General features: G+C 62.1%; 11 protein-coding genes. 5 read left to right on the plus strand and 6 right to left on the minus strand.

Annotation, left to right across the window (positions count from 1 at the left end):
• The first annotated feature begins 5 nt into the window (after positions 1–5).
• On the plus strand, positions 6–1,202 hold the full coding sequence (locus tag H2509_RS04975) for a pyridoxal phosphate-dependent aminotransferase (RefSeq protein WP_182162915.1): 1,197 nt from the start codon (positions 6–8) through the stop codon (positions 1,200–1,202).
• A gap of 50 nt (positions 1,203–1,252) precedes the next feature.
• On the opposite strand, the gene H2509_RS04980 is transcribed toward H2509_RS04975, so the two are convergent.
• The gene (locus tag H2509_RS04980) at positions 1,253–3,670 is read right to left on the minus strand and encodes an Rne/Rng family ribonuclease (RefSeq protein ID WP_182162917.1); all 2,418 of its coding nucleotides are present in this window, start codon (positions 3,668–3,670) and stop codon (positions 1,253–1,255) included.
• Between the two features lie 733 nt (positions 3,671–4,403).
• Here H2509_RS04980 and H2509_RS04985 point away from each other — a divergent pair.
• The 3 genes from H2509_RS04985 to prfB all read left to right on the plus strand — a co-directional run bounded on the left by H2509_RS04985 (position 4,404) and on the right by prfB (position 9,608).
• A complete protein-coding gene (locus H2509_RS04985) occupies positions 4,404–5,681 on the plus strand; it encodes an N-acetylmuramoyl-L-alanine amidase (RefSeq protein ID WP_408022663.1) in 1,278 nt (425 codons plus the stop codon).
• Between the two features lie 194 nt (positions 5,682–5,875).
• Positions 5,876–8,335 (plus strand): penicillin-binding protein 1A, encoded by a 2,460-nt coding sequence (locus tag H2509_RS04990; protein ID WP_182162919.1) that lies wholly within the window; start codon positions 5,876–5,878, stop codon positions 8,333–8,335.
• A gap of 138 nt (positions 8,336–8,473) precedes the next feature.
• Positions 8,474–9,608, plus strand: a protein-coding gene (gene prfB / locus H2509_RS04995) for a peptide chain release factor 2 (RefSeq protein ID WP_182162921.1) whose coding sequence is annotated in 2 segments (ribosomal slippage) — positions 8,474–8,542 and positions 8,544–9,608 — 1,134 coding nt in all. Because the reading frame shifts where the segments join, the coding sequence is not laid out codon by codon here.
• Positions 9,609–9,696: 88 nt separating this feature from the next.
• Here prfB and H2509_RS05000 read toward each other — a convergent pair.
• Together H2509_RS05000 and bcp are read right to left on the minus strand one after the other, a co-directional pair.
• Positions 9,697–11,016: a M23 family metallopeptidase gene (locus tag H2509_RS05000; protein WP_182162923.1), complete on the minus strand. Its 1,320-nt coding sequence runs from the start codon at positions 11,014–11,016 to the stop codon at positions 9,697–9,699.
• Positions 11,017–11,194: 178 nt separating this feature from the next.
• Entirely contained in the window at positions 11,195–11,665 is a 471-nt protein-coding gene (gene bcp, locus H2509_RS05005) for a thioredoxin-dependent thiol peroxidase (protein ID WP_182162925.1), read from the minus strand.
• Between the two features lie 271 nt (positions 11,666–11,936).
• On the opposite strand from bcp, the gene H2509_RS05010 reads away from it, so the two are divergent.
• Positions 11,937–15,224, plus strand: a complete 3,288-nt coding sequence (locus H2509_RS05010; protein WP_182162927.1) for a YhdP family protein — start codon at positions 11,937–11,939, stop codon at positions 15,222–15,224.
• A 54-nt stretch (positions 15,225–15,278) separates the two neighbouring features.
• Here the strand turns inward: H2509_RS05010 and tyrS are convergent, their stop codons facing one another.
• From tyrS to glnA, 3 genes are all read right to left on the minus strand, one after another.
• Positions 15,279–16,532, minus strand: coding sequence for a tyrosine--tRNA ligase (gene tyrS, locus H2509_RS05015; protein ID WP_182162929.1), 1,254 nt, complete (start codon positions 16,530–16,532; stop codon positions 15,279–15,281).
• Positions 16,533–16,797: 265 nt separating this feature from the next.
• The gene (locus H2509_RS05020) at positions 16,798–18,807 is read right to left on the minus strand and encodes a PhoX family protein (RefSeq protein WP_182162931.1); all 2,010 of its coding nucleotides are present in this window, start codon (positions 18,805–18,807) and stop codon (positions 16,798–16,800) included.
• 186 nt (positions 18,808–18,993) lie between these two features.
• The gene (gene glnA, locus H2509_RS05025; RefSeq protein ID WP_182162933.1) at positions 18,994–20,403 is read right to left on the minus strand and encodes a type I glutamate--ammonia ligase; all 1,410 of its coding nucleotides are present in this window, start codon (positions 20,401–20,403) and stop codon (positions 18,994–18,996) included.
• Positions 20,404–20,447: the final 44 nt, after the last annotated feature.

Below are 20,447 nucleotides of genomic sequence, written 5' to 3' on the forward strand. Positions count from 1 at the left end.
CAGGAATGGGCGACACGATCTTGGACAAGGAACAGAGACAGCAGACGGCACTTCTTCAGCCTTCGCGGCGCAGCGCGGTGGATGCCTTCATTGCCATGGACGTCATGGCGGCCGCAAACAGGCGGGAAGCGGATGGCGGCCGCGTGATCCACATGGAAGTCGGCCAGCCGGGCGCCCCGGCGCCCAAACGGGCGCTCGACGCGGCGAGGGAAGCTCTTGTCCATGGCCGCTTCGGCTATACGGAAGCCTGCGGCATACCCGGACTGAGATCGGCGATCGCCAACCACTATCGGCTGACTTACGGCCAGGACGTTCCGGTGTCGCGCGTCGTGGCGACGACCGGGTCCTCCGCCGGGTTCAATCTCGCCTTCCTCGCCGCCTTCGATCCCGGCGACCGGATCGCACTGACAGCGCCCGGTTATCCGGCTTACCGCAACATCCTCAAGGCGCTCGGGCTTGAGCCGGTGGAAATCGAAGTGGGACCGGAAACCCGCTGGGCACTCACGGCGGAGCATATCGAGCGCGCGCATCGCGAAAAGCCGCTGAAGGGCGTGCTGGTGGCCAGTCCCGCCAATCCGACCGGCACGATGATGACACCGGAAACGCTGCAGGCGTTGATTGCCGCCTGCGAGGATCTGGGCCTGTGGTTCGTCTCCGACGAGATCTATCACGGTCTCGTCTATGCCGGACGGCAAGAGACGGCGCTGCGCCACACGCAAAACGCCATCGTCATCAACAGCTTCTCCAAATACTATTGCATGACCGGCTGGCGGATCGGCTGGATGGTGGTGCCCGAGGTTCTCGTGCGACCAATCGAACGCCTGGCGCAGAACCTCTATATCTCCCCGCCCTACCTGTCGCAGGTGGCAGCAACGGCGGCTTTCGAGGCGAGGGAAGAACTTGAGGCGGTGAAGGCCGGTTATGCCGCAAATCGGAACCTGCTTTTGAAGCGGCTGCCGGCTATCGGATTCGACGAATTGCTGCCGGTGGACGGCGCCTTCTACGTCTATGCCAGCGTCCGGCGCTTTTCGAACGACTCGCACGATTTCGCCACGCGGATGCTGCAGGAGGCGGGGATCGCGGCGACGCCGGGTGCCGATTTCGACCACGGGCGCGGCCATCGCTACATCCGCTTCTCTTTCGCCGGGCGGAACGACGAGATGGGCGAGGCGATGGACCGGATGGAAAACTGGCTGAAATAAAAAAGGCCGGGCGAGAGGCCCGGCCTTTCCAATTCAGTCAGCCGTTTCCATCAGAAGAAGCCGCGACGCTGCCACCAGCCTGAACGCTTGGGCTTGCCGTCGTCTTCGCTTTCGCTCACGACGGCATTGCCTTCGACGACGCGTTCGCTGACGAGAACCGGTTCGGCAGGGGCGGCGGGCTCAACCTCTTCCTCGGTCTCGGATTCTTCGACAGGTTCCGGCTGCGATTCTTCCGCTTGCGCCGCCTCGGCAGGAGCTTCGGCGTCAGTTTCCGCATCATTGGCAACCGCAATGGCCGCTTCGATCTCGACGCGCTCGGCGACGACGGCTTCTTCCGCGACAGGAGCGGGTTCGGTGCCAGCTTCGGCCGCCGCTACTTCAACCACTTCCTGATCGTCGTCGGTCGAAGCGGATTGCTCGTCAGTGGCGCCCTCGTCGCCTTCGCCCTCGCGTTCGCCTCCACGGCGGCCACGACGACCGCCACGGCGGCCGCGACGGCGCTTGCGCTTGCGGTCGTCATCCTCGGAAGATTCCTCGGCGTCGATGGAGGCTGCCTGGGCTTCGTCGCCGTCCTCACCTTCATCAGCCTCGCCATCGGCGGCATCCTGCGCCTGGGCGGCCTCGGACTCGCCATTCTGGCCGGGCTTGCGGCGCCTGCGGCGCCTGCGGCGCTTGCGGCCACCCTCGTCTTCCGCCTCCGCTTCGGCCACGAAAGGTTCTTCGGGCTCTTCTTCGACGATCGGCTGAACGGTATCCGGCTGCACGATCGGCGCAATGACGGGCGCCGCCGGGTCGCGCAGGATCGGTTCGCCGCGTTCCAGAACATAGTGCTGGCCGTTGACCATCGCATCGGCGACGACGGCGATCTGAAGCTGGAAGCGGGCTTCCAGGTCGACCAGGTGACCGCGCTTCTGGTTCAGGATGTATAGCGCCACCTCCGCCGGAGTGCGGACGATGAGATCGTGCGTGACGCCCTTCAGAAGCTGGTCCTCCAGCGAGCGCAGGACGTGCAGCGCAACCGACTCCACGGAGCGGATGATGCCGGAGCCGTGGCAATGCGGGCAGACCGTCGTCGAGCTTTCAAGAACGCCCGTGCGGATGCGCTGACGCGACATCTCCAGCAGGCCGAAATGGGAAATCCGGCCAACCTGGATGCGGGCGCGGTCGTTCTTCAGGCAGTCTTTCATCCGCCTTTCGACCGACCGGTTGTTCTTGTTCTCCTCCATGTCGATGAAGTCGATGACGATCAGGCCGGCCAGGTCGCGCAGGCGCAACTGGCGGGTGACTTCTTCCGCCGCCTCCAGATTGGTCTGGAGGGCGGTGTCCTCGATATTGTGCTCGCGCGTCGACTTGCCCGAGTTGACGTCGATGGAAACCAGCGCCTCGGTCTGGTTGATGACGATGTAGCCGCCGGATTTCAGTGTCACCTTGGGCGAGAACATCGCGTCGAGCTGCGCTTCCACGCCGAAGCGCGTGAAGACGGGCGTCGCCTCGCGATAGGGCTGGACGTTCTTGGCATGGCTCGGCATGAGCATGCGCATGAAGTCCTTCGCCTCGCGGTAGCCTTCCTCGCCGGAGACCAGAACCTCGTCGATGTCCTTGTTGTAGAGATCGCGGATCGAGCGCTTGATCAGCGAACCTTCCTCATAGACGAGGCAGGGGGCGGTCGACTTCAGCGTCAGGTCCCGCACATTCTCCCAAAGGCGCATCAGGTATTCGAAATCGCGCTTGATCTCGGCCTTGGTGCGGCTGGCACCGGCCGTGCGCAGGATAACGCCCATTCCGTGCGGGACTTCCAGCTCGGAAGCGATCTTCTTCAGCCGCTTGCGGTCCGCCGGGTTGGTGATCTTGCGCGAAATACCGCCGCCGCGCCCGGTATTGGGCATCAGCACCGAATAGCGTCCCGCAAGCGAAAGATAGGTGGTCAGCGCAGCGCCCTTGCTGCCGCGCTCCTCCTTCACGACCTGGACGAGCAGCACCTGGCGGCGCTTGATCACTTCCTGGATCTTGTACTGGCGGCGCGTTTTGCGCACACGCTGCGGCAGTTCCTCCAGCGCATCCTCGGCGCCGACGGACTCAACCTCGTCGATCTCATCCTCGCCCTCGGCCCTGGCCTCTTCCCGCCTGGCGGCCTTGCGCTTCTCGGCCGCGTCGTCGGCCGCCTCCTCGGCGTGATGCTCCTCGGCGTCTTCTTCCTCAAGCAGCGCCTGACGATCGGCGACGGGAATCTGGTAGTAGTCGGGATGGATTTCGCTGAAAGCGAGGAAGCCGTGGCGGTTGCCGCCGTATTCGACGAAAGCCGCCTGAAGGGACGGTTCGACACGGGTTACCCGTGCCAGGTAGATATTGCCGCGTAACTGCTTCCTGTTTGCCGCTTCGAAATCGAATTCTTCAACACGATTGCCGCGCACCACAACCACCCGGGTTTCTTCCGGGTGGGCGGCGTCGATGAGCATTTTGTTTGCCATTGACTGGGATCTCCACGACCTCCAGCCCGCCCTGACCCGCATCGAGGCCCTGGGGCAGGCGCAAGGGAACGGTCGCCTGGTTGTTCTTTGAAAGAGAGGGAAGCAAGGCGTTGCGCGCGGCGGAACCAAGGAGCGCGGCGGCCGGGAAGTCGCCTCGTACCGCTCCTTTAAATGACGTCCTCGCGCTGTTGCCCATAGCAACGCCTGTTCGACTGGATGCCTTGTGGGTCCGCCCGATGGGGCGAACGTCGATTGTTTCGCGCAGGTCAGACCTGCCGACGAACGAGCGGCGGACTCGCAATGCCCTGAAGAGATGGACGTCCTGACCCGCCTGCAAGGCGGGCCGTCAACACCTTTCCCGGCAGCCGCACTTGCGGGTTTGGCGAAACCGCCATAACCGGCATTCAGCGGCGCCGTTCCGCCCACCGGCACCGGATCCTCAGGATCGACGGCATATGCGGCGTGCGGCTGGTCCCGGCGCGGGATCCAAAACTTCGAAAAAGCCGATTCAGAGCAGTCTGAATCCGAAACCCGTTCGTCCCCCTTTTACGGTCCGTTACGAAGGAAGGCAAGCTATGTTAAACAGTGTCGGCAAAAGAGGGATTTTTTGAGTTACGCGACGGCATTGAGATCGTCAATCAAAGGTTAACTTGCCTCGCGTTATGCAATATGTAGCCGGTTCCGCGCGGCTGATTCCGCTACACTGTCGCTGATTTCGATTCTCGCAGAAGGTGTGACATTGCCAGCCCGACCCTTCCGATTCGCGCTTGCCATGCTGGCCATTGCGGCGGCGTTTTCGCTCGCCGGTCCGTCATACGCCGTCGACGGGAATGTGGCGAGCGATGAGGCGAAGGCCGAAAATGCGAGCATTGGCAAGCCGGTTGTCAGCGATGCGCGTCTGGCCGGCGACGGCGCGCGCACCCGCTTCATCCTCGATTTGAGCGAACCGGTAGCTTTCACGCATGCGACGCTTGCCGATCCATACCGATTGATCATCGACTTGCCGGAGGTTCGTTTCGATTTGCCCGAAGGGACCGGCGCGAGCGGGCGCGGTCTTGTCAGTGCGTGGCGCTATGGGCTTTTCGCAGCCGGCAAATCGCGCATCGTGCTCGACGCGGGCGAACCGGTTGCCGTGGACAAGTCCTTCATCCTGCCGCCGGTGGACAACCAGCCGGCGCGGCTGGTGATCGACCTGGTCAAGACTTCGCGCGAGGCATTTCTTGCAAACGCGCTCAAGCCAGCCCCTGCCGTGGCCTCCACCAAGGGGGACCGGCTGGACGACAAGCGGCGGGCGGGGAGGCCGGTTGTCGTGATAGACCCCGGCCATGGCGGCATCGACACGGGGGCAACGGGAGCGAACGGCACGCTGGAAAAGGCCGTGGCGCTCGATTTTGCAATCCTGCTTAAACGGAAACTGGAGGAGGGTGGCCGCTACGACGTCCATCTGACGCGCGAAACGGACATGTTCATACCGCTTCGAGAGCGCGTTAAGATCGCCCGGTCGCTCGGCGCGGATCTTTTCGTCTCGGTGCATGCGGATTCGGTGCGCATCGGTAAGAACGAAGTGCGCGGCGCCTCGGTCTACACACTTTCGGAAAAGGCGTCCGATGCCGTAGCCGCAGAACTGGCGGAACGCGAAAACCGCTCCGACGTGATCGCCGGTATCGATCTCAGCCACGAACCGACTGCCGTGACGGACATCCTGATCGACCTCGCGCGGCGGGAAACGAAGAATTTTTCGATCTTCTTCGCCAGGAACCTGGTCGAGGAATTGCAAAGCGCGGCGAAAGTGATCAAGAACCCGCATCGTTCCGCCGGCTTCCGCGTACTGGAAGCACATGATATGCCGTCGGCGCTGGTGGAACTGGGTTACCTGTCGAACAAGCTCGACGAGAAGCTGCTGACCAGCGACGAGTGGCGCGAGCGTATGTCGTCGGCGATTGCAGCGGCGGTCGATCGGTTCTTCGGTCCGCGCCTGGTGCAGCGGCAGGGCTTCAGGACGGCGCAATGACGCGCATATTTTGAGGAAGCGGCTGCAAGAATCGCCTCAGCATCGCCATATTGCTTGCAGATGGATGATGCAACGACGACAGCCGGGCGCAAGCGCACGGCCCGGATGTATTTAACCGCCGACGGATTGCTGCGAAACAAGCAGTGGCCGGGACGGCGGTTCAGACATGACTTGATGGGAAAACGAGCCGATCTATGAAATTTCTGGTCAAGCTCTTCGGCTATCTTTTCGGAATCGGCACCGTCTTTTTCCTGCTGATCGCAGCCGGCGTATGGATCTATCTCAACGAGATGGGCAAGGATCTGCCTGACTACACGGCCCTGAAGAACTACGAGCCACCTGTGATGACGCGCGTGCATGCCGCCGACGGCCAGCTAATGGCGGAGTTCGCGCATGAGCGCCGCCTTTTCCTGCCCATCCAGGCGGTACCGGACGTGCTGAAGCAGGCCTATATCTCGGCCGAAGACAAGAATTTCTATACGCATATCGGCGTCGACCCAGAGGGCGTGGCGCGCGCGCTGGTCAGCTATGTACAGAATTTCGGCTCCGGTCGCCGCCCGCAGGGCGCCTCCACCATCACCCAGCAGGTCGCAAAGAACTTCCTTCTGACGAACGAGCTTTCCATCGAGCGCAAGATCAAGGAAGCGATCCTGTCCTTGCGCATCGAGCAGACCTTTACGAAGGACGAGATCCTCGAACTCTATCTCAACGAGATCTATCTCGGTCTTGGCGCCTATGGCGTGGCTGCCGCCTCGCTGGTCTATTTCGACAAGTCGGTACATGAACTGACGATCGCGGAGGCAGCCTATCTCGCAGCCCTTCCCAAGGCGCCGAACAACTATCACCCCTTCAAGTACCGTGATGCCGCGATCGCCCGCCGCAACTGGGTGATCGACAGGATGGTGGAGAACGGCTATGTCGACCCGGCCGACGCGGAAAAGGCCAAGGCGTCGCCGCTGGAAGTAACGCCCCGCACGCGCGGCTCCCATCTGTTCGCCTCCGAGTATTTCGCCGAGGAAGTGCGCCGCAAGGTTGCCGAGATCTACGGCGAGGACCGGCTCTACGAAGGCGGCCTCTCGGTCCGTTCGACGCTTGATCCCAAGCTGCAGGTACTGGCGCGCAAGGCGCTGATGGACGGCCTCATCGATTTCGATCGCAAGCGAGGAGGCTGGCGCGGCCCGGTAACGACGATCTCGCTCGGCGCCGGCGACTGGGGCGAGGAACTCGGCAAGATCGACGGCCTGTCCGATGTGCCCGAATGGCAGCTTGCCGTCGTGCTTTCCCTGACAGGCGACGAAGCGACGATCGGCCTGAAGCCGGATCGGATCGTCAGCGGCGCGCTGTCGACCGAACGCGTGCGCGGCACCATTCCGTTTTCCGCCATGAACTGGGCACGTTCCAAGGGGCGTTCGCCAAAGACGCCCGCCGACGTGTTGGCAGCAGGCGATGTGGTCTACGTGCGTAAGCAGGAAGGCCCGGTCGCCGATTACTACGAGCTGATGCAGGTGCCGAAGGTCTCCGGCGCGATCGTCGCCATGGATCCCTATACGGGCCGCGTGCTTGCGATGTCGGGCGGTTTCAGCTTTGCCCAGAGCGAGTTCAACCGCGCCACGCAGGCCTATCGCCAACCGGGTTCGTCGTTCAAGCCGTTCATCTATTCGGCCGCCCTCGACAATGGCTACACGCCATCAAGCGTGGTGCTGGACGCGCCGCTGGAGATCAGCCAGGGGCCGGGCCTGCCGACATGGCAGCCGCAGAATTATGGCGGAAAGTTCTATGGCCCGTCGACGCTGCGAACCGGCATCGAGCTGTCGCGCAACGTGATGACAGTGCGCCTGGCGCAGGACATGGGCATGCCGCTGGTCGCCGAATACTCGAAGCGGTTCGGCATCTACGACGCGATGCCGCCGGTGCTTTCCATGTCGCTTGGCGCAGGCGAGACGACCGTCCTGAGGCTCACCACCGCCTATGCGATGATTGCCAACGGCGGACGCCAGGTGAAGCCGACGCTGATCGACCGGGTCCAGGACCGTTACGGCAAGACGATCTACAAGCATGAGGAGCGGATTTGCGACGCCTGCGCCGTCGATGCCTGGCAGGGCCAGGACGAGCCGGAACTGGTCGACAATCGCGAACAGGTGCTCGATCCGATGACGGCCTACCAGATCACTTCGATGATGGAAGGCGTTGTCCAGCGCGGCACGGCAACGAAGGTGCAGGAAGTCGGCCGCCCGGTTGCCGGCAAGACCGGCACCACCAACGATGAGAAGGATGCCTGGTTCATGGGCTTCACGCCCGATCTGACGGTTGGCGTCTTTGTCGGTTACGACACGCCCAAGCCGATGGGCCGCGGTGCGACGGGCGGCCAGATCGCCGCGCCGATCTTCACGGAATTCGTCAAGACTGCGCTGGCCGATCAGCCGCCGGTGGAATTCCGCGTGCCGCAGGGCCTGCAGCTCATCCCGATCAATCGCCGCACGGGTCTTCGCGCCGCTGCGGGCACGCCGGGGACAATCCTGGAATCCTTCAAGCCGGGCACCGCGCCGCCGGACGAATATTCGATCATCGGCTTCCAGGATGAGATCGGCATTCCACGCAGCGTTTCGCCGGATGCCGGGCGCGCTGTCCTTTCGGGAACCGGTGGTCTGTACTGAACTTTCAAGCGCTTTCCATCGGTTGCGGGCACGGTTTACACGCCGAAGCCTCGCGCGTATGGTCGCGGCCCTGAAATCGGGGTCGCGATCGCACGATCGCCAGCGGCTCCCACCTTCACCCATAGCTGAGAGGTAACGATGCGCGCCGAGACCCAGGCCGTCGTCGACGAAATCAAGCAGGCCATAAGCCTGCTGAGGAGGCATCTTTGACTGGGATGTCGCAATCTCCCGTCTCGATGAACTGAACGCCCTTTCCGAAGACCCCTCGCTGTGGAACGATTCGTCGCGCGCCCAGAAACTGATGCGCGAACGCCAGCACCTCGATGACAATATCGGCGGCGTCCGCAAACTCGAACGCGATCTCGCCGACAATCTCGAGCTGATCGAACTTGGAGAGGCAGAGGGCGACAAGGACGTGATCGCCGAAGCCGAGGGAGCCCTCAAGGGCCTCAAGGAGGAAGTCGGCAAGCGTCAGATGGCCTCGCTACTTTCCGGCGAAGCCGACGGCAACGACACCTATCTTGAAATCAACGCAGGCGCCGGCGGCACGGAAAGCCAGGACTGGGCCAGCATGCTGTTGCGCATGTATACCCGCTGGGCGGAACAGCGCGGTTTCAAGGTGGAACTGCTTGAAGTCCATGATGGCGAAGAGGCGGGCATCAAGTCGGCGACGCTCCTGATCAAGGGTGAGTGGGCCTATGGCTGGCTGAAAACGGAATCGGGCGTGCACCGTCTCGTCCGTATTTCGCCCTATGACAGCCAGGCGCGGCGACACACGAGCTTCGCCTCGGTCTGGGTCTACCCGGTGATCGACGACTCCATCGAGATCGAGATCAACGAGAGCGACTGCCGGATCGACACCTATCGCGCGTCCGGCGCCGGCGGCCAGCACATCAACACGACCGACTCGGCCGTGCGTATCACGCACCAGCCCACCGGTATCGTCGTGCAGTGCCAGAGCGAGCGGTCACAGCACAAGAACCGGGCGCAGGCCTGGTCGATGCTGAAGGCGCGTCTCTACGAGGCTGAACTGCAGAAGCGCGAAGAGCAGGCCAACGCCGAGGCCGCGTCGAAAACCTCGATTGGCTGGGGGCATCAAATCCGCTCCTACGTGCTGCAGCCCTATCAGCTTGTGAAGGACCTGCGTACGGGCGTCGAAACCACCAGCCCGCAAGACGTGCTCGACGGTGAACTGGACGCCTTCATGGAGGCGGCGCTGGCACAGCGCGTGTTCGGCGGCGAGCCGGCGGAAGTCGCGGACGTCGAGGCCTGATCGCCTTCTCAAGTTCGCGCGGCGAATAAAAAAGCCGCCGGATCATGATGACCCGGCGGCTTTTTCGTTCGGTGAGGATGGTGGGTATTCAGTAGTCCAGGATCGAGGCAAGTTCCTTGCCGGCCTGGACGAAACGGCGCGGGTCGGTCGCCTCACCGTTCACCCGGATCTCGTAGTGAAGGTGCGGGCCGGTGGAGCGGCCTGTGGAGCCGACAAGACCGAGGACATCGCCAGTGTCTACCTCTTCGCCTTCCGAAACCAGAAGCTTTCGCATATGCGCGTAGCGGCTCGTCAAGCCGCTTGGATGTTCGATTTCCACCATCAGGCCATAGCCGCCATTGCGGCCGGCCGAGACGACCTTGCCTGGTGCGCTGGCATGCACCTTCGTGCCGCCAGGGGCGCGCAGATCGATACCCGTATGCATGGCAAGGCGGCGAAGAAACGGGTCGAGGCGAGGGCCGAATGACGAGGAAATCTTGGCACCCTCGATCGGACGGGAGAGGGGGATGCCGCGAGCTGCTTCCTTGACGCGTTCCAGATCCGCAAGGGCCCGCTCTGCGCGCTCGAGCCGGCTGTCGAAGGCATCGTCGTCGAAAGCCTCGAACGGTCCGCCGGTGCCGCTTTCCGCCGACGCGGGCTTTCCGGCCAGGCGCAGCCCGAGGGAGCCGGCCGTTTGCTCGATCGTTTCGATATCCTGCTCTGCCGATACGGCAATCACGTCGAGGGCAAGATGTGCCTCGTCGTCCATCCGGTTGAGTGTCTCGTTCACCTGTACGAACAGGTTCTCCCGGTCTTCCGCTGCGGCGGACGCTCGCTTGTCGGCTGGGACGACGATTGGCGCGGATGTGGTACCGCGCAAGCCAAGCGCCGGGGCGATCTCGATCGGCTCGTTGGTGCCGCCGATGCCGGTGTCGTCCTGTCCGGACGGGTCGCCGGCGGCCAGAACGGGAGCTTCGGGCTTGCGGCCGGGAACCTGGCCGCTCAGCGAGAGCTTGATGCCGCTTTTCGCGGCCATTTCGAGCAGTGCGGATACGCGCGCCTGCCTTTCGTCGAGGTCGCGCTGGCGCACGATCAGGTCATCGACCTTTTCCTCTATGGATTTCTTGTCCAGGACGCGCCGGCTGGTGAGCCGATCTATTTGCGCCCGGAGATTTGCGATGCGGTCCTCGTAGGTAAGTTGGAGAGCCGCCTGCTTCTCGGTCGAGGTGCGGATCAGATCGTCGCGCAGAACCAGATAGGCCGTGGCGCCGATATAACCGATGGCGAAAAGGGCGCCGACACCGCTGACGAGCCCGGCCGCCCAGGGCGATATCGTGAAGGAACGGACATAGCCGTTACGGGCGATCGTTACCCGATGGGGTTCGCGCCTCTTGCCGAATTCGCGGTTGCTTGCCTGTGACCGTTCCATGGATCCCATGCTTCGTTCTTTGATCGACGATCGTGGATCTCTTTCCGGTCACGATTAGAAATCAGTAAGGTTAACAAACCCTAAGGACGCTGCGTTACGCGAGAAGCCGCACCTGGCGGTATGGGCAAGTTCCGCAGACGCGCTCACGCGGCCGCGGAACTCGTTCGGCCGACATCCGTCAGCCGAGCGCGCGGGCCGCTTCCAGCACCTCCTCGGCATGGCCGGGTACTTTTACCTTCCGCCAGATACGGGCCAGCCGGCCTTGCGAATCGATGAGGAAGGTGGAGCGCTCGATGCCCATGTACTTCCGCCCATACATGGACTTTTCTCCCCACACTCCATAGGCCGTCGCGACCTGGTTGTCGGTATCGGCTCCGAGCGTCACCGACAGGTCATGCTTGGTCTTGAACTTGTCGTGCCTTGTTGTCGAATCCGGCGATATACCGATTACCGCGACATTGAGCCTGTCGAATTCCCCCTTGAGACTGCTGAAGGAAATTGCCTCTTTGGTGCAGCCGGGCGTGTCGTCCTTGGGATAGAAGTAGATGACCGCCGGACGGCCCTTCAGATCTTCAAGGCTCAGCATTCCGCCGCCATCGGTCGCCACCGTGAAGCCCGGGGCTGCCATTCCTTCCTGCAAATTGCTCATCCTGCCTTCCTTTCGACACAGCTTGCCGACACATGATCGGTTGTAACAGAGCCTTGCGCCATGCGTTGTCGACGCTTGCCGCGATTGGGCGAACCCTGAATGAGGACTGACTCCGGATGCGGTCGACCGATCCTCGACGGCATACGCGGCGCGTGCATAGCCGGTTTTCTTTCCTTGCGATATCGCGCAGCCGAAGGCGTTATGATGTCGCGCAATAGGCGCGGATCGGGTAATCGCTCAACTAAAAAGGACAGCAGGGCTGATTAAGAGATTGCTGAGGAAGGAAGAAAAGGGAGGAGAGCGGCGCCAGACGAGCCGGCGGCGGCGAATCGTGCTCGTCCTTGCCGCCTTGCTCGCAGTCCTTACGGGTCTTTTGGTCGTCCGGATCGCACACGGGCCTATCAGCCTGCCGCGCCTGGCAAGCTTCCTGGAAGAGCGAGCCGCGAGTCGCGGCTACCATCTGGCGGTCGGCGACGTGATGATCGACCTGTCGAGCGGAAAGGCGCTGGAGGTCGTACTCGACGATGTCGTGATCGACACGAAGGGCAAGAGCGAAGCCCTTGTTGCGGTGCCCAGGATATCCGCCCCGGTCGATATTTCAGAAGCGATCGGCGGGCGCATCACTTTTCACTCGCTCATATTCGACCGGCCGAGCCTTGCCTTGAAAGCGGGTGAGCCCGACGAAGCCACGCCCGACATGAGCGTGATCATGGAGGCTGCGGATCGTCTTGCCGAAATGGTGCTTTCCGAATTCGAGCGCCGCGATCTCGAGCGGATCGAGGTGATCGATGGCAGCGTTAAGCTGGAGACCGGGAAAACGCGTTCCTTTTCCGGTATCGACGCGATCCTCACGCGCGACGGCTTGACCGGTCTTTCCGCCAAGGCGGATATTGCCGGACGGCTGGGGCGCTGGCGGGCGGACGTTAGCCGGAAGATCGACCCGCAGACCGGCGAGCGGCAGATCATCTTTGCGACTTCGGGGATCACGGCGGCGGAGTTCCTGCCCGAAGAGGCGCCGATCACGCCGGGCAGGGGGCTTGGCGTGCCGATCTACCCGAGATTCGAGGCCCTTCTCGATCGGGAGGGCAGCTTTCTCGGAGCCCGGCTCCATACAAGGGTTGCCGGCGGCTGGATAAACACCGGCAAGACGGCTATTGCGTTTGACGAGATCGATATGCATCTCGCCTGGCACCCGGACAAGGATGGCTTCAAGATCGAACCGTCCCGCTACGTGCGCGGCCGCACGGTCATTCCCTTCGAGGGCCTGGTGGAGGCTCCGCGCGAATGGCAATCCTCCTGGTCCTATCGCATCATCTCGAACGGTTCTCGGCTATCGCCGTCGGACGTACCCGGACCTCCGATGAATGTGCATTCGATTGTCGTCGAGGGTGACATCGATCCGAAGACCCGCACGATTGGCATCAATCGTTTCGACCTGCGCGCCGGCACGGCAAAGGTCGACATGGTTGGCACCGTGGAGATCAGGGAAGATGGTTCCTACGTGGCGTTGGCGATCGAGACCGGCAGCATGCCTATCGCGTCGGTCAAGCGGCTGTGGCCGATAACACTGGCGCCGGCAGCGCGCGCCTGGGTTATCGGGCATCTGACGGAAGGGCGCATCAATGGCGGAAGCGCGAATATTTCCCTTCGCCCCTCTACCTTCGATCCAAGGGACGATACACCCGGTTGGGCTGGGCACGACGTCCAGATGACCATGAGCGTTTCGGACATGTCGGTGAAGACCATCGGCACCCTACCGCCGGTCGAAAATATCTCCGGAGATATCCTTATCGACAACGCGACGCTGACCGTTCACGCGGCCGAGGGCGCGATTACGCCCCTGGTCGGGGATAAGGTGACCGTCACCGGTGGCACTTTTACCATCGGCGAGCTTAATTTCCATTCGATCAAGACAGGCCATTTGAGTCTCTCCGCCGAAGGGAAGGCAGAGAGCCTAGGTTCCGTGCTCGACAGCAAGCCGTTTTCGGTGCTGTCGATGCGCGAGTTGTCGGCTTCAGATCTGAGCGGTACAGGGAAGCTTGACGTCAAAGCCTCCTTTCCGCTGGCGCGCAATACCACAATGTCTGAAGTGTCCTGGCAGCTTGAAGGCGAGTTGAAAGGCTTTTCGCTGGCCAAACCGGTGAAGGGACGCGAGATCAGCGATGCCACGCTTTCCTTTGTCGCAGATCCTTCGAAGATCGAGGTGCAAGGCAAGGGCCGGCTGAACGGTATCCTGGCGAATATCGATATCGTCGAGCCTTTCGGGGACACTCCCATTTCCGGGAATGCCGTGGTGGCGAAGCAGGGGATCGTATTGCAGCTCACCGACAAGGATTTCGAGAGGCTCGGGCTCGACGCCGGTTCGCTTTTCAGCGGGCCGATGACGGTAACCCTCTCCCAGGACGGTGATACGCAGCGCTACGACATCGACCTCACGAAGACGAAGGTCGCTTTGGACGCACTTGGTTGGGAAAAGAGCTCCGGGGTGGCGGCGGATGCGCATTTCGAGCTCGTGAAAACCGATGACGGTCAAGTGCTCAGGAATTTCACCCTGACGTCGGAAGGGGTCGATATCAAAGGCGAAGTCCACCTGACGACTTCGGGTGCCCTGCAGGAGGCGCGGTTTGGGAGTTTCAAGCTGCGGCCAAGCGATTCCGCCTCGCTCACTATCACGCGCCAGGGCAGGCATGGCCTGACGGCGGAGCTGAAGGCGGAGCAACTGGACGGCCGGGGGCTGATTTCATCGTTCAAGCAGTCCGCAGGTGGAACCGGGGAGGGAAGCAAGGAAACCCTCCGCGTGAAGGCGGATGTGGACCTGTTGATCGGATTCAACGGGGTTTCGGCGAACAATATCAGGCTTGAGGCAGTCAAGAACGAAGCCGGGCTCCAGTCCCTGACACTGGAGGGCGTCACCGGCGGCAAGAATCCCGTGACCGCCGCGCTCAAGGCGGCCGGCAACGGCCGCTCCTTCGACGCCAGCTTTGCCAATACGGGCGAGACCTTGCGCCTGCTGAACCTCTACAAGCGCATGCGGGGCGGGCGCGGGCGGCTAACGATCGGTATGCCGGACAAGAAGGACTGGAACGGCAATTTTACCGTGAGCGACCTGTCGGTGACGGAAGATCCCGCAATCCAGCAACTGGCCTCCATCAGCCAGTATTCGCAGGACGACGGCGCGCTGGTGCGCAACGCCGGCGCCGTGCTGCGCGGGGAAGCTTCCTTCCAGAAGCTGCGGATCGATTTCCGCCGCAAGGGCGACGAGATCACGGTGACGGAAGGCACGCTGAACGGGGCGACGATCGGCGGCACCTTTACCGGTGGCATCAATCTCGCCGCGCAGTCGCTGGATCTGACCGGGACCTTCGTGCCGATCTTCGTGCTGAACAATCTTTTCGCGAAGATCCCCGTCCTCGGCTTCGCCCTGGGTGGCGGCAGCGACGAGGGGCTGATCGGCGTCACCTACAGGGTGACGGGCACGCTTTCCGAGCCGGACCTTTCGGTCAACCCGGTTTCCGCCATAGCGCCGGGAATTTTCCGCAAGCTCTTCGAATACAACTAAAAAAGCCCGCCCGAATTTTATTTCCGGGCGGGCTTCGTTCGAACGAACGCACGCTCAAACTGGCTTCAGCAGCACGTGGCGCTTGCGGCCAAGCGAGAGCTTGATCACGCCATCCGCCACAAGGTCCGAGGCGGTGAGGACGCGCTTTTCATCCCCTTCCGCCTGATCATTGATGCGAATAGCGCCGCCCTTGATATTGCGTCGAACTTCGCCGTTGGAGGCGCACAGCCCCGCAGCCACGACGGCGCTCAGAAGGCCGTAGCCCGCCTCCAGTTCGCCCCGGCTGATCTCCACCGTGGGAAGGCCGGTTGCAAGCTGTCCTTCCTCGAAGGCTTTACGGGCGGTCTCCGCCGCCTGTTCCGCGGTTTCGCGACCATGGGCCATGGCGGTGGCCTCGGTTGCCAGGATCTTCTTGGCCTCGTTGATCTCCGCGCCGCCAAGGCTGCCGAGCCGGGCGATCTCGTCCAGTGGCAGCGTGGTGAAGAGCTTCAGGAAGCGCTCGACGTCGGCGTCCTCGGTGTTGCGCCAATACTGCCAGTAGTCGTAGGGCGACAGCATTTCGGCATTGAGCCAGACTGCGCCGGCCGCCGTCTTGCCCATCTTGGCGCCCGATGCGGTGGTGAGCAGCGGTGTGGTGATGGCAAAAAGCTCGACATCCTCCATGCGGCGGCCGAGATCGACGCCGGAAACAATGTTGCCCCACTGGTCGGAGCCGCCAAGCTGCACCCGGCAACCGGTGCGCCGGTAAAGCTCCACGAAATCGTAGGCCTGCAGCAGCATGTAATTAAACTCCAGGAAGGAGAGATGCTGCTCACGCTCCAGGCGCAGGCGCACTGAATCGCGCTGGATCATCTGGTTGACGGAGAAATGACGGCCGACGTCACGCAGGAATGGCAGGTACTGCAGCTGCAGCAGCCATTCGGCATTGTCGAGCATGAGCGCGTCCTTCGGCCCCGAACCGAAGGTGAGGAAACGATCGAAGACTTGACGGATACCGGCCTTGTTGTCCTCGATCTGCTCTTCGGTAAGCAGCGGGCGCGCCTCGTCACGGAAGGACGGATCGCCGACGCGGGTGGTGCCACCGCCCATCAGCGCGATCGGCCGGTGGCCGGTCTGCTGCATCCAGTGGAGGATCATGATCTGCACGAGGGAGCCGACATGCAGGCTCCTGGCCGTGCAGTCGAAGCCGATATAGGCGGTGACCGTTTCGGATGCATACAGCTTGTCGAGTCCTTCCGGGTTCGACACCTGATGGATGAAGCCTCGCTCCTGGAGGACCTTCAGAAAATCCGATTTGAAAGCGGTCATCTCGCTCAATTTCCGTATGTTTTGAATTGTTCCCTGATTTCGGCCGGAGAGAGCCGGTCCGCTCTATAGCCGATGTAGCCTGCGAATTCACGGAGGAATTGGGCACGCCCTCGCTGATTCGGCAAAAAGAAAGGCGGCTCGCGGGAGCCGCCGAAGTTTGCGGGTAAGGGCGATGTCGGATGACATCAGCCTTGCGGCAATGTCATAGCCAGCCGAGATGACGGGGCCGTGACAGCTGCTTCTGTCGACACCTTGCCGTCGAGGTTCAGATGGCGATCTTGCCGCCCCCTCGCTTCGTGATGACGACGACGGAGGGGCGCGGCGGCATGCCGTCGGAGAAATCCGGCCAGCGCGTCGACGGATCTTCGAAATAGGACGGGCGGCCGAAGGGTTCCCAGTCCAGACCTTCGTCGGCAGGGTGCTGGATGGCGACGAAAAAGTTCTGCATGTCTTCCGTCATGCAGGGGCCGCAAAGCTCCGCGCCGACGGGAACACGGAAGAACAGGCGCGACGTACCGCGGCCTTCGCCTGTCGTCTCCACCGCCCATACGCCGTCTGTACGGCCGGTATCGGCGGGCGAATTGCCATCGGTTGCCACCCAAAGCCGTCCTTCGGCATCCACCGCGCAATTGTCCGGCATGCCAAACCAGCCGTTCTGCGTGGTGTCGGAGGAAAAAGTTGCGCCGACCTCGGCAATCGAGGGGTCGCCGCACTTGACGAGGATCTCCCACTTTGCCCGGGTCGCGGCGTGGTCCTGGTCCGGGTTGACGATCTCGATGATGTGGCCGAACGCGTTCTTTGCGCGCGGGTTGGCCGCGTTGATCTGGTCGTCCTTGCGCTTGGTATTGTTGGTGAGCATGACGAAGGCGTTGCCGTTCTTGCCGGGCTGCACGTCTTCCGGGCGGTCCATCTTCGTCGCCCCGAGTACGTCGCCGGCGCGGCGAGACTCGATCAGCACGTCTGCCTGGCTTTCGAAGCCGTTCTCGGCAGTCAGAGGACCTTCGCCGTGGACCATCGGCAGCCAGTTGAGGGTGCCGTCCTCCTCGAAGCGCGCGACGTAGAGAGTGCCCTCATCGAGGAGGTCCATGTTCGCGGTGCGATCGCTCGGATTGTAGATTCCGGCGGTCACGAATTTGTAGACGTAGTCGAAGCGCTCGTCATCGCCGGTGTAGATGACGACGCGTCCATCCTTGTTGACGATGGTCTCGCAACCTTCGTGTTTGAAGCGTCCGAGTGCCGTGCGCTTCTTCGGCGTGGAGTTAGGGTCAAGGACATCGACCTCGACGATCCAGCCGAAGCGGTTGGGTTCGTTCGGTTCCTTGCCGACGTGGAAGCGGTCGTGGAAATTACCCCAAGCATAGGAGTTGCCGGGAACACCGACACGTTTGAAGTTCGCCTCTTCCCTATGGCCGGCGGGCAGTTCACCGGTGAAGTAGCCGTGGAAATTTTCCTCCGCCATGAGATAGGTGCCCCATGGTGTCACGCCTCCGGCGCAGTTGTTGAGTGTGCCAAGCACTTCGACGCCAGACCGGTCAGCGGATGTCTTGACGCGATCATGGCCGGCGACCGGCCCGCTCAACATCATGGGTGTATCGGCGGTAATCCGGCGATTCATCCTGCCGTCGCGCCGGATCTGCCACTTGCCGCCTTCCTTGCGAATCTCGACGATGGAGCCGCCATGAGCGGCCATTTCGATATCGATGCGGGCCCGGTCCGCTTCGGCGACTTCGGCCTTCTTCACCTTCTTGCCGTCTTTCTCCACCTCGACAATGGTGACGATGCCCGGGAACATCAGCTCTTCATTCGTGTACTCGTGGTTGACGACCAGAAGGCCATGCTCGTCGGAGCCGCCAAGGGGAATGAAGCCTATGAAATCGTTGTTGTAGCCGAACTGCTTCCTTTGAGCGTCGGCCGACTGGTTCAATGGATCGAATGCAGGAGAATCGGCAAAGATGGCATCTCCCCAACGCAGCAGTATATCTGCGTCATAGCCTTCGGCGACATGGTGCATTTCATCTACACCGGCCTCTACCTCCTTGAAATTGAAGCTGAAAGAGCCTGAGGCACGGGCTTCCGACGAAGCCATCAAGGCCAGCGGGCTAACGGTAGCCGCAATCGCAGTAACGCCGAGCGCGCCTTTCAGGATGCCGCGACGGGAATAGCGAGCTGCAATGATGTCGCCCATGGTGGGGTTTGCACTGCTGTTGCGACCGATATCGTCGGAGACTTCGAACTGGCCGGCGCGGAAAAGCGGTTCGTTGCTGCTTTCGGACATTGCATGACCTCCCTTGTCGGCCGGCTGACAGAGCAGCCGGACATGGTCATGTCCGCTCTAACGCGCGGCGGTGAAGCCCTTGTGACATGATGGATGCCGGTCCGATTTTGGCCTTGCAGCCTGCAAATGAAAACGGGGTGGGAGATCGCTCACCCACCCCGCTGCAATGATGTATCGCCCGCCCAATCAGCAGGAGTAGTACATGTCGTACTCGATCGGATGCGGAGACATCTCGTAGCGCATGTTCTCTTCCATCTTCAGCTCGATGTAGGCATCGATCTGATCGTCGTCCATGACGCCGCCGGCCTTGAGGAATTCGCGGTCGGCATCGAGCGCTTCAAGCGCTTCGCGCAGCGAACCGGCGACGGTTGGGATTTCCTTCAGCTCCTCCGCCGGCAGGTCGTAGAGGTTCTTGTCCATCGGGTCGCCCGGATGGATCTTGTTCTTGATGCCGTCGAGGCCGGCCATCAGCATCGCGGCGAAACCGAGATACGGATTGGCGGACGGGTCCGGGAAGCGGACTTCCACGCGCTTCGCCTTCGGCGAGGACGTGAACGGGATGCGGCAGGAGGCGGAGCGGTTGCGCGACGAATAGGCGAGCAGAACCGGAGCCTCATAGCCCGGGACCAGGCGCTTGTAGGAGTTGGTCGACGGGTTGGTGAAGGCGTTGATCGCCTTGGCGTGCTTCAGGATACCGCCGATGTAGTAGAGGCAGGCTTCCGAGAGGTCGGCATACTGGTTGCCGGCGAAGACGGGCTTGCCTTCCTTCCAGATCGACTGATGGCAGTGCATGCCGGTGCCGTTGTCGCCGAATACCGGCTTCGGCATGAAGGTCGCGGTCTTGCCGTAGGCGTGAGCGACCTGGTGCACGGCGTACTTGTAGATCTGCATCTTATCGGCGTTGCGGACCATGGTGTCGAACTTGATGCCAAGTTCGTGCTGGGCCGCGGCCACCTCGTGGTGGTGCTTCTCGACTGTAACGCCCATCTCCTTGAGGACGGTGAGCATCTCGGAGCGGATGTCCTGGCAGCTGTCGATCGGCGGAACCGGGAAGTAGCCGCCCTTGGTGCGCGGACGGTGGCCGAGGTTGCCGGACTCGTACTCCGAGCCCATGTTGATCGGCAGTTCCATGGAGTCCACCTTGAAGGAGGTGTTGTACGGATCTGCCGAGAAACGAACGTCGTCGAAGATGAAAAATTCGGCTTCCGGGCCGAAGTACACGGTGTCGCCGATGCCGAGCGACTTCATGTAGGCTTCCGCCTTCTTGGCGGTCGTGCGCGGATCGCGGTTGTAGGCCTCGCCGGAAACCGGGTCGATGATGTCGCACATGATGGCGAGCGTCGACTGGGCGAAGAACGGATCGATATGCGCGCTCTCGGGATCGAGGACGAGCGTCATGTCGGATTCGTTGATGGCTTTCCAGCCGGCGATCGAGGAGCCGTCGAAGGCGACGCCTTCGGCGAACATGTCCTCGTTCACTTCCGAGGCGTCCATGGTGACATGCTGCAGCTTGCCGCGCGGATCAGTGAAGCGCAGGTCGACAAACTTGATGTCCTTCTCGCTCATTTCCTTGAGGATGTCGCTAGCGGTCGTCATTTCATCCTTCCCAGTTCATTCTTGGATTTAAGTTTCAGATTTTC

The sequence above is a fragment of the Stappia albiluteola genome (assembly GCF_014050225.1).
Classification (GTDB): Bacteria; Pseudomonadota; Alphaproteobacteria; order Rhizobiales; family Stappiaceae; genus Hongsoonwoonella; species Hongsoonwoonella albiluteola.

Bases quoted from the DNA above. Each gene is read 5' to 3' on its own strand.
- H2509_RS05020 (WP_182162931.1), bottom strand. From the start codon at position 18,807: ATGTCCGAAAGCAGCAACGAACCGCTTTTCCGCGCCGGCCAGTTCGAA.
- glnA (WP_182162933.1), bottom strand. From the start codon at position 20,403: ATGACGACCGCTAGCGACATCCTCAAGGAAATGAGCGAGAAGGACATC.
- H2509_RS04975 (WP_182162915.1), top strand. From the start codon at position 6: ATGGGCGACACGATCTTGGACAAGGAACAGAGACAGCAGACGGCACTT.
- bcp (WP_182162925.1), bottom strand. From the start codon at position 11,665: ATGAGCAATTTGCAGGAAGGAATGGCAGCCCCGGGCTTCACGGTGGCG.
- H2509_RS04990 (WP_182162919.1), top strand. From the start codon at position 5,876: ATGAAATTTCTGGTCAAGCTCTTCGGCTATCTTTTCGGAATCGGCACC.
- H2509_RS05000 (WP_182162923.1), bottom strand. From the start codon at position 11,016: ATGGAACGGTCACAGGCAAGCAACCGCGAATTCGGCAAGAGGCGCGAA.
- tyrS (WP_182162929.1), bottom strand. From the start codon at position 16,532: ATGACCGCTTTCAAATCGGATTTTCTGAAGGTCCTCCAGGAGCGAGGC.
- H2509_RS04980 (WP_182162917.1), bottom strand. From the start codon at position 3,670: ATGGCAAACAAAATGCTCATCGACGCCGCCCACCCGGAAGAAACCCGG.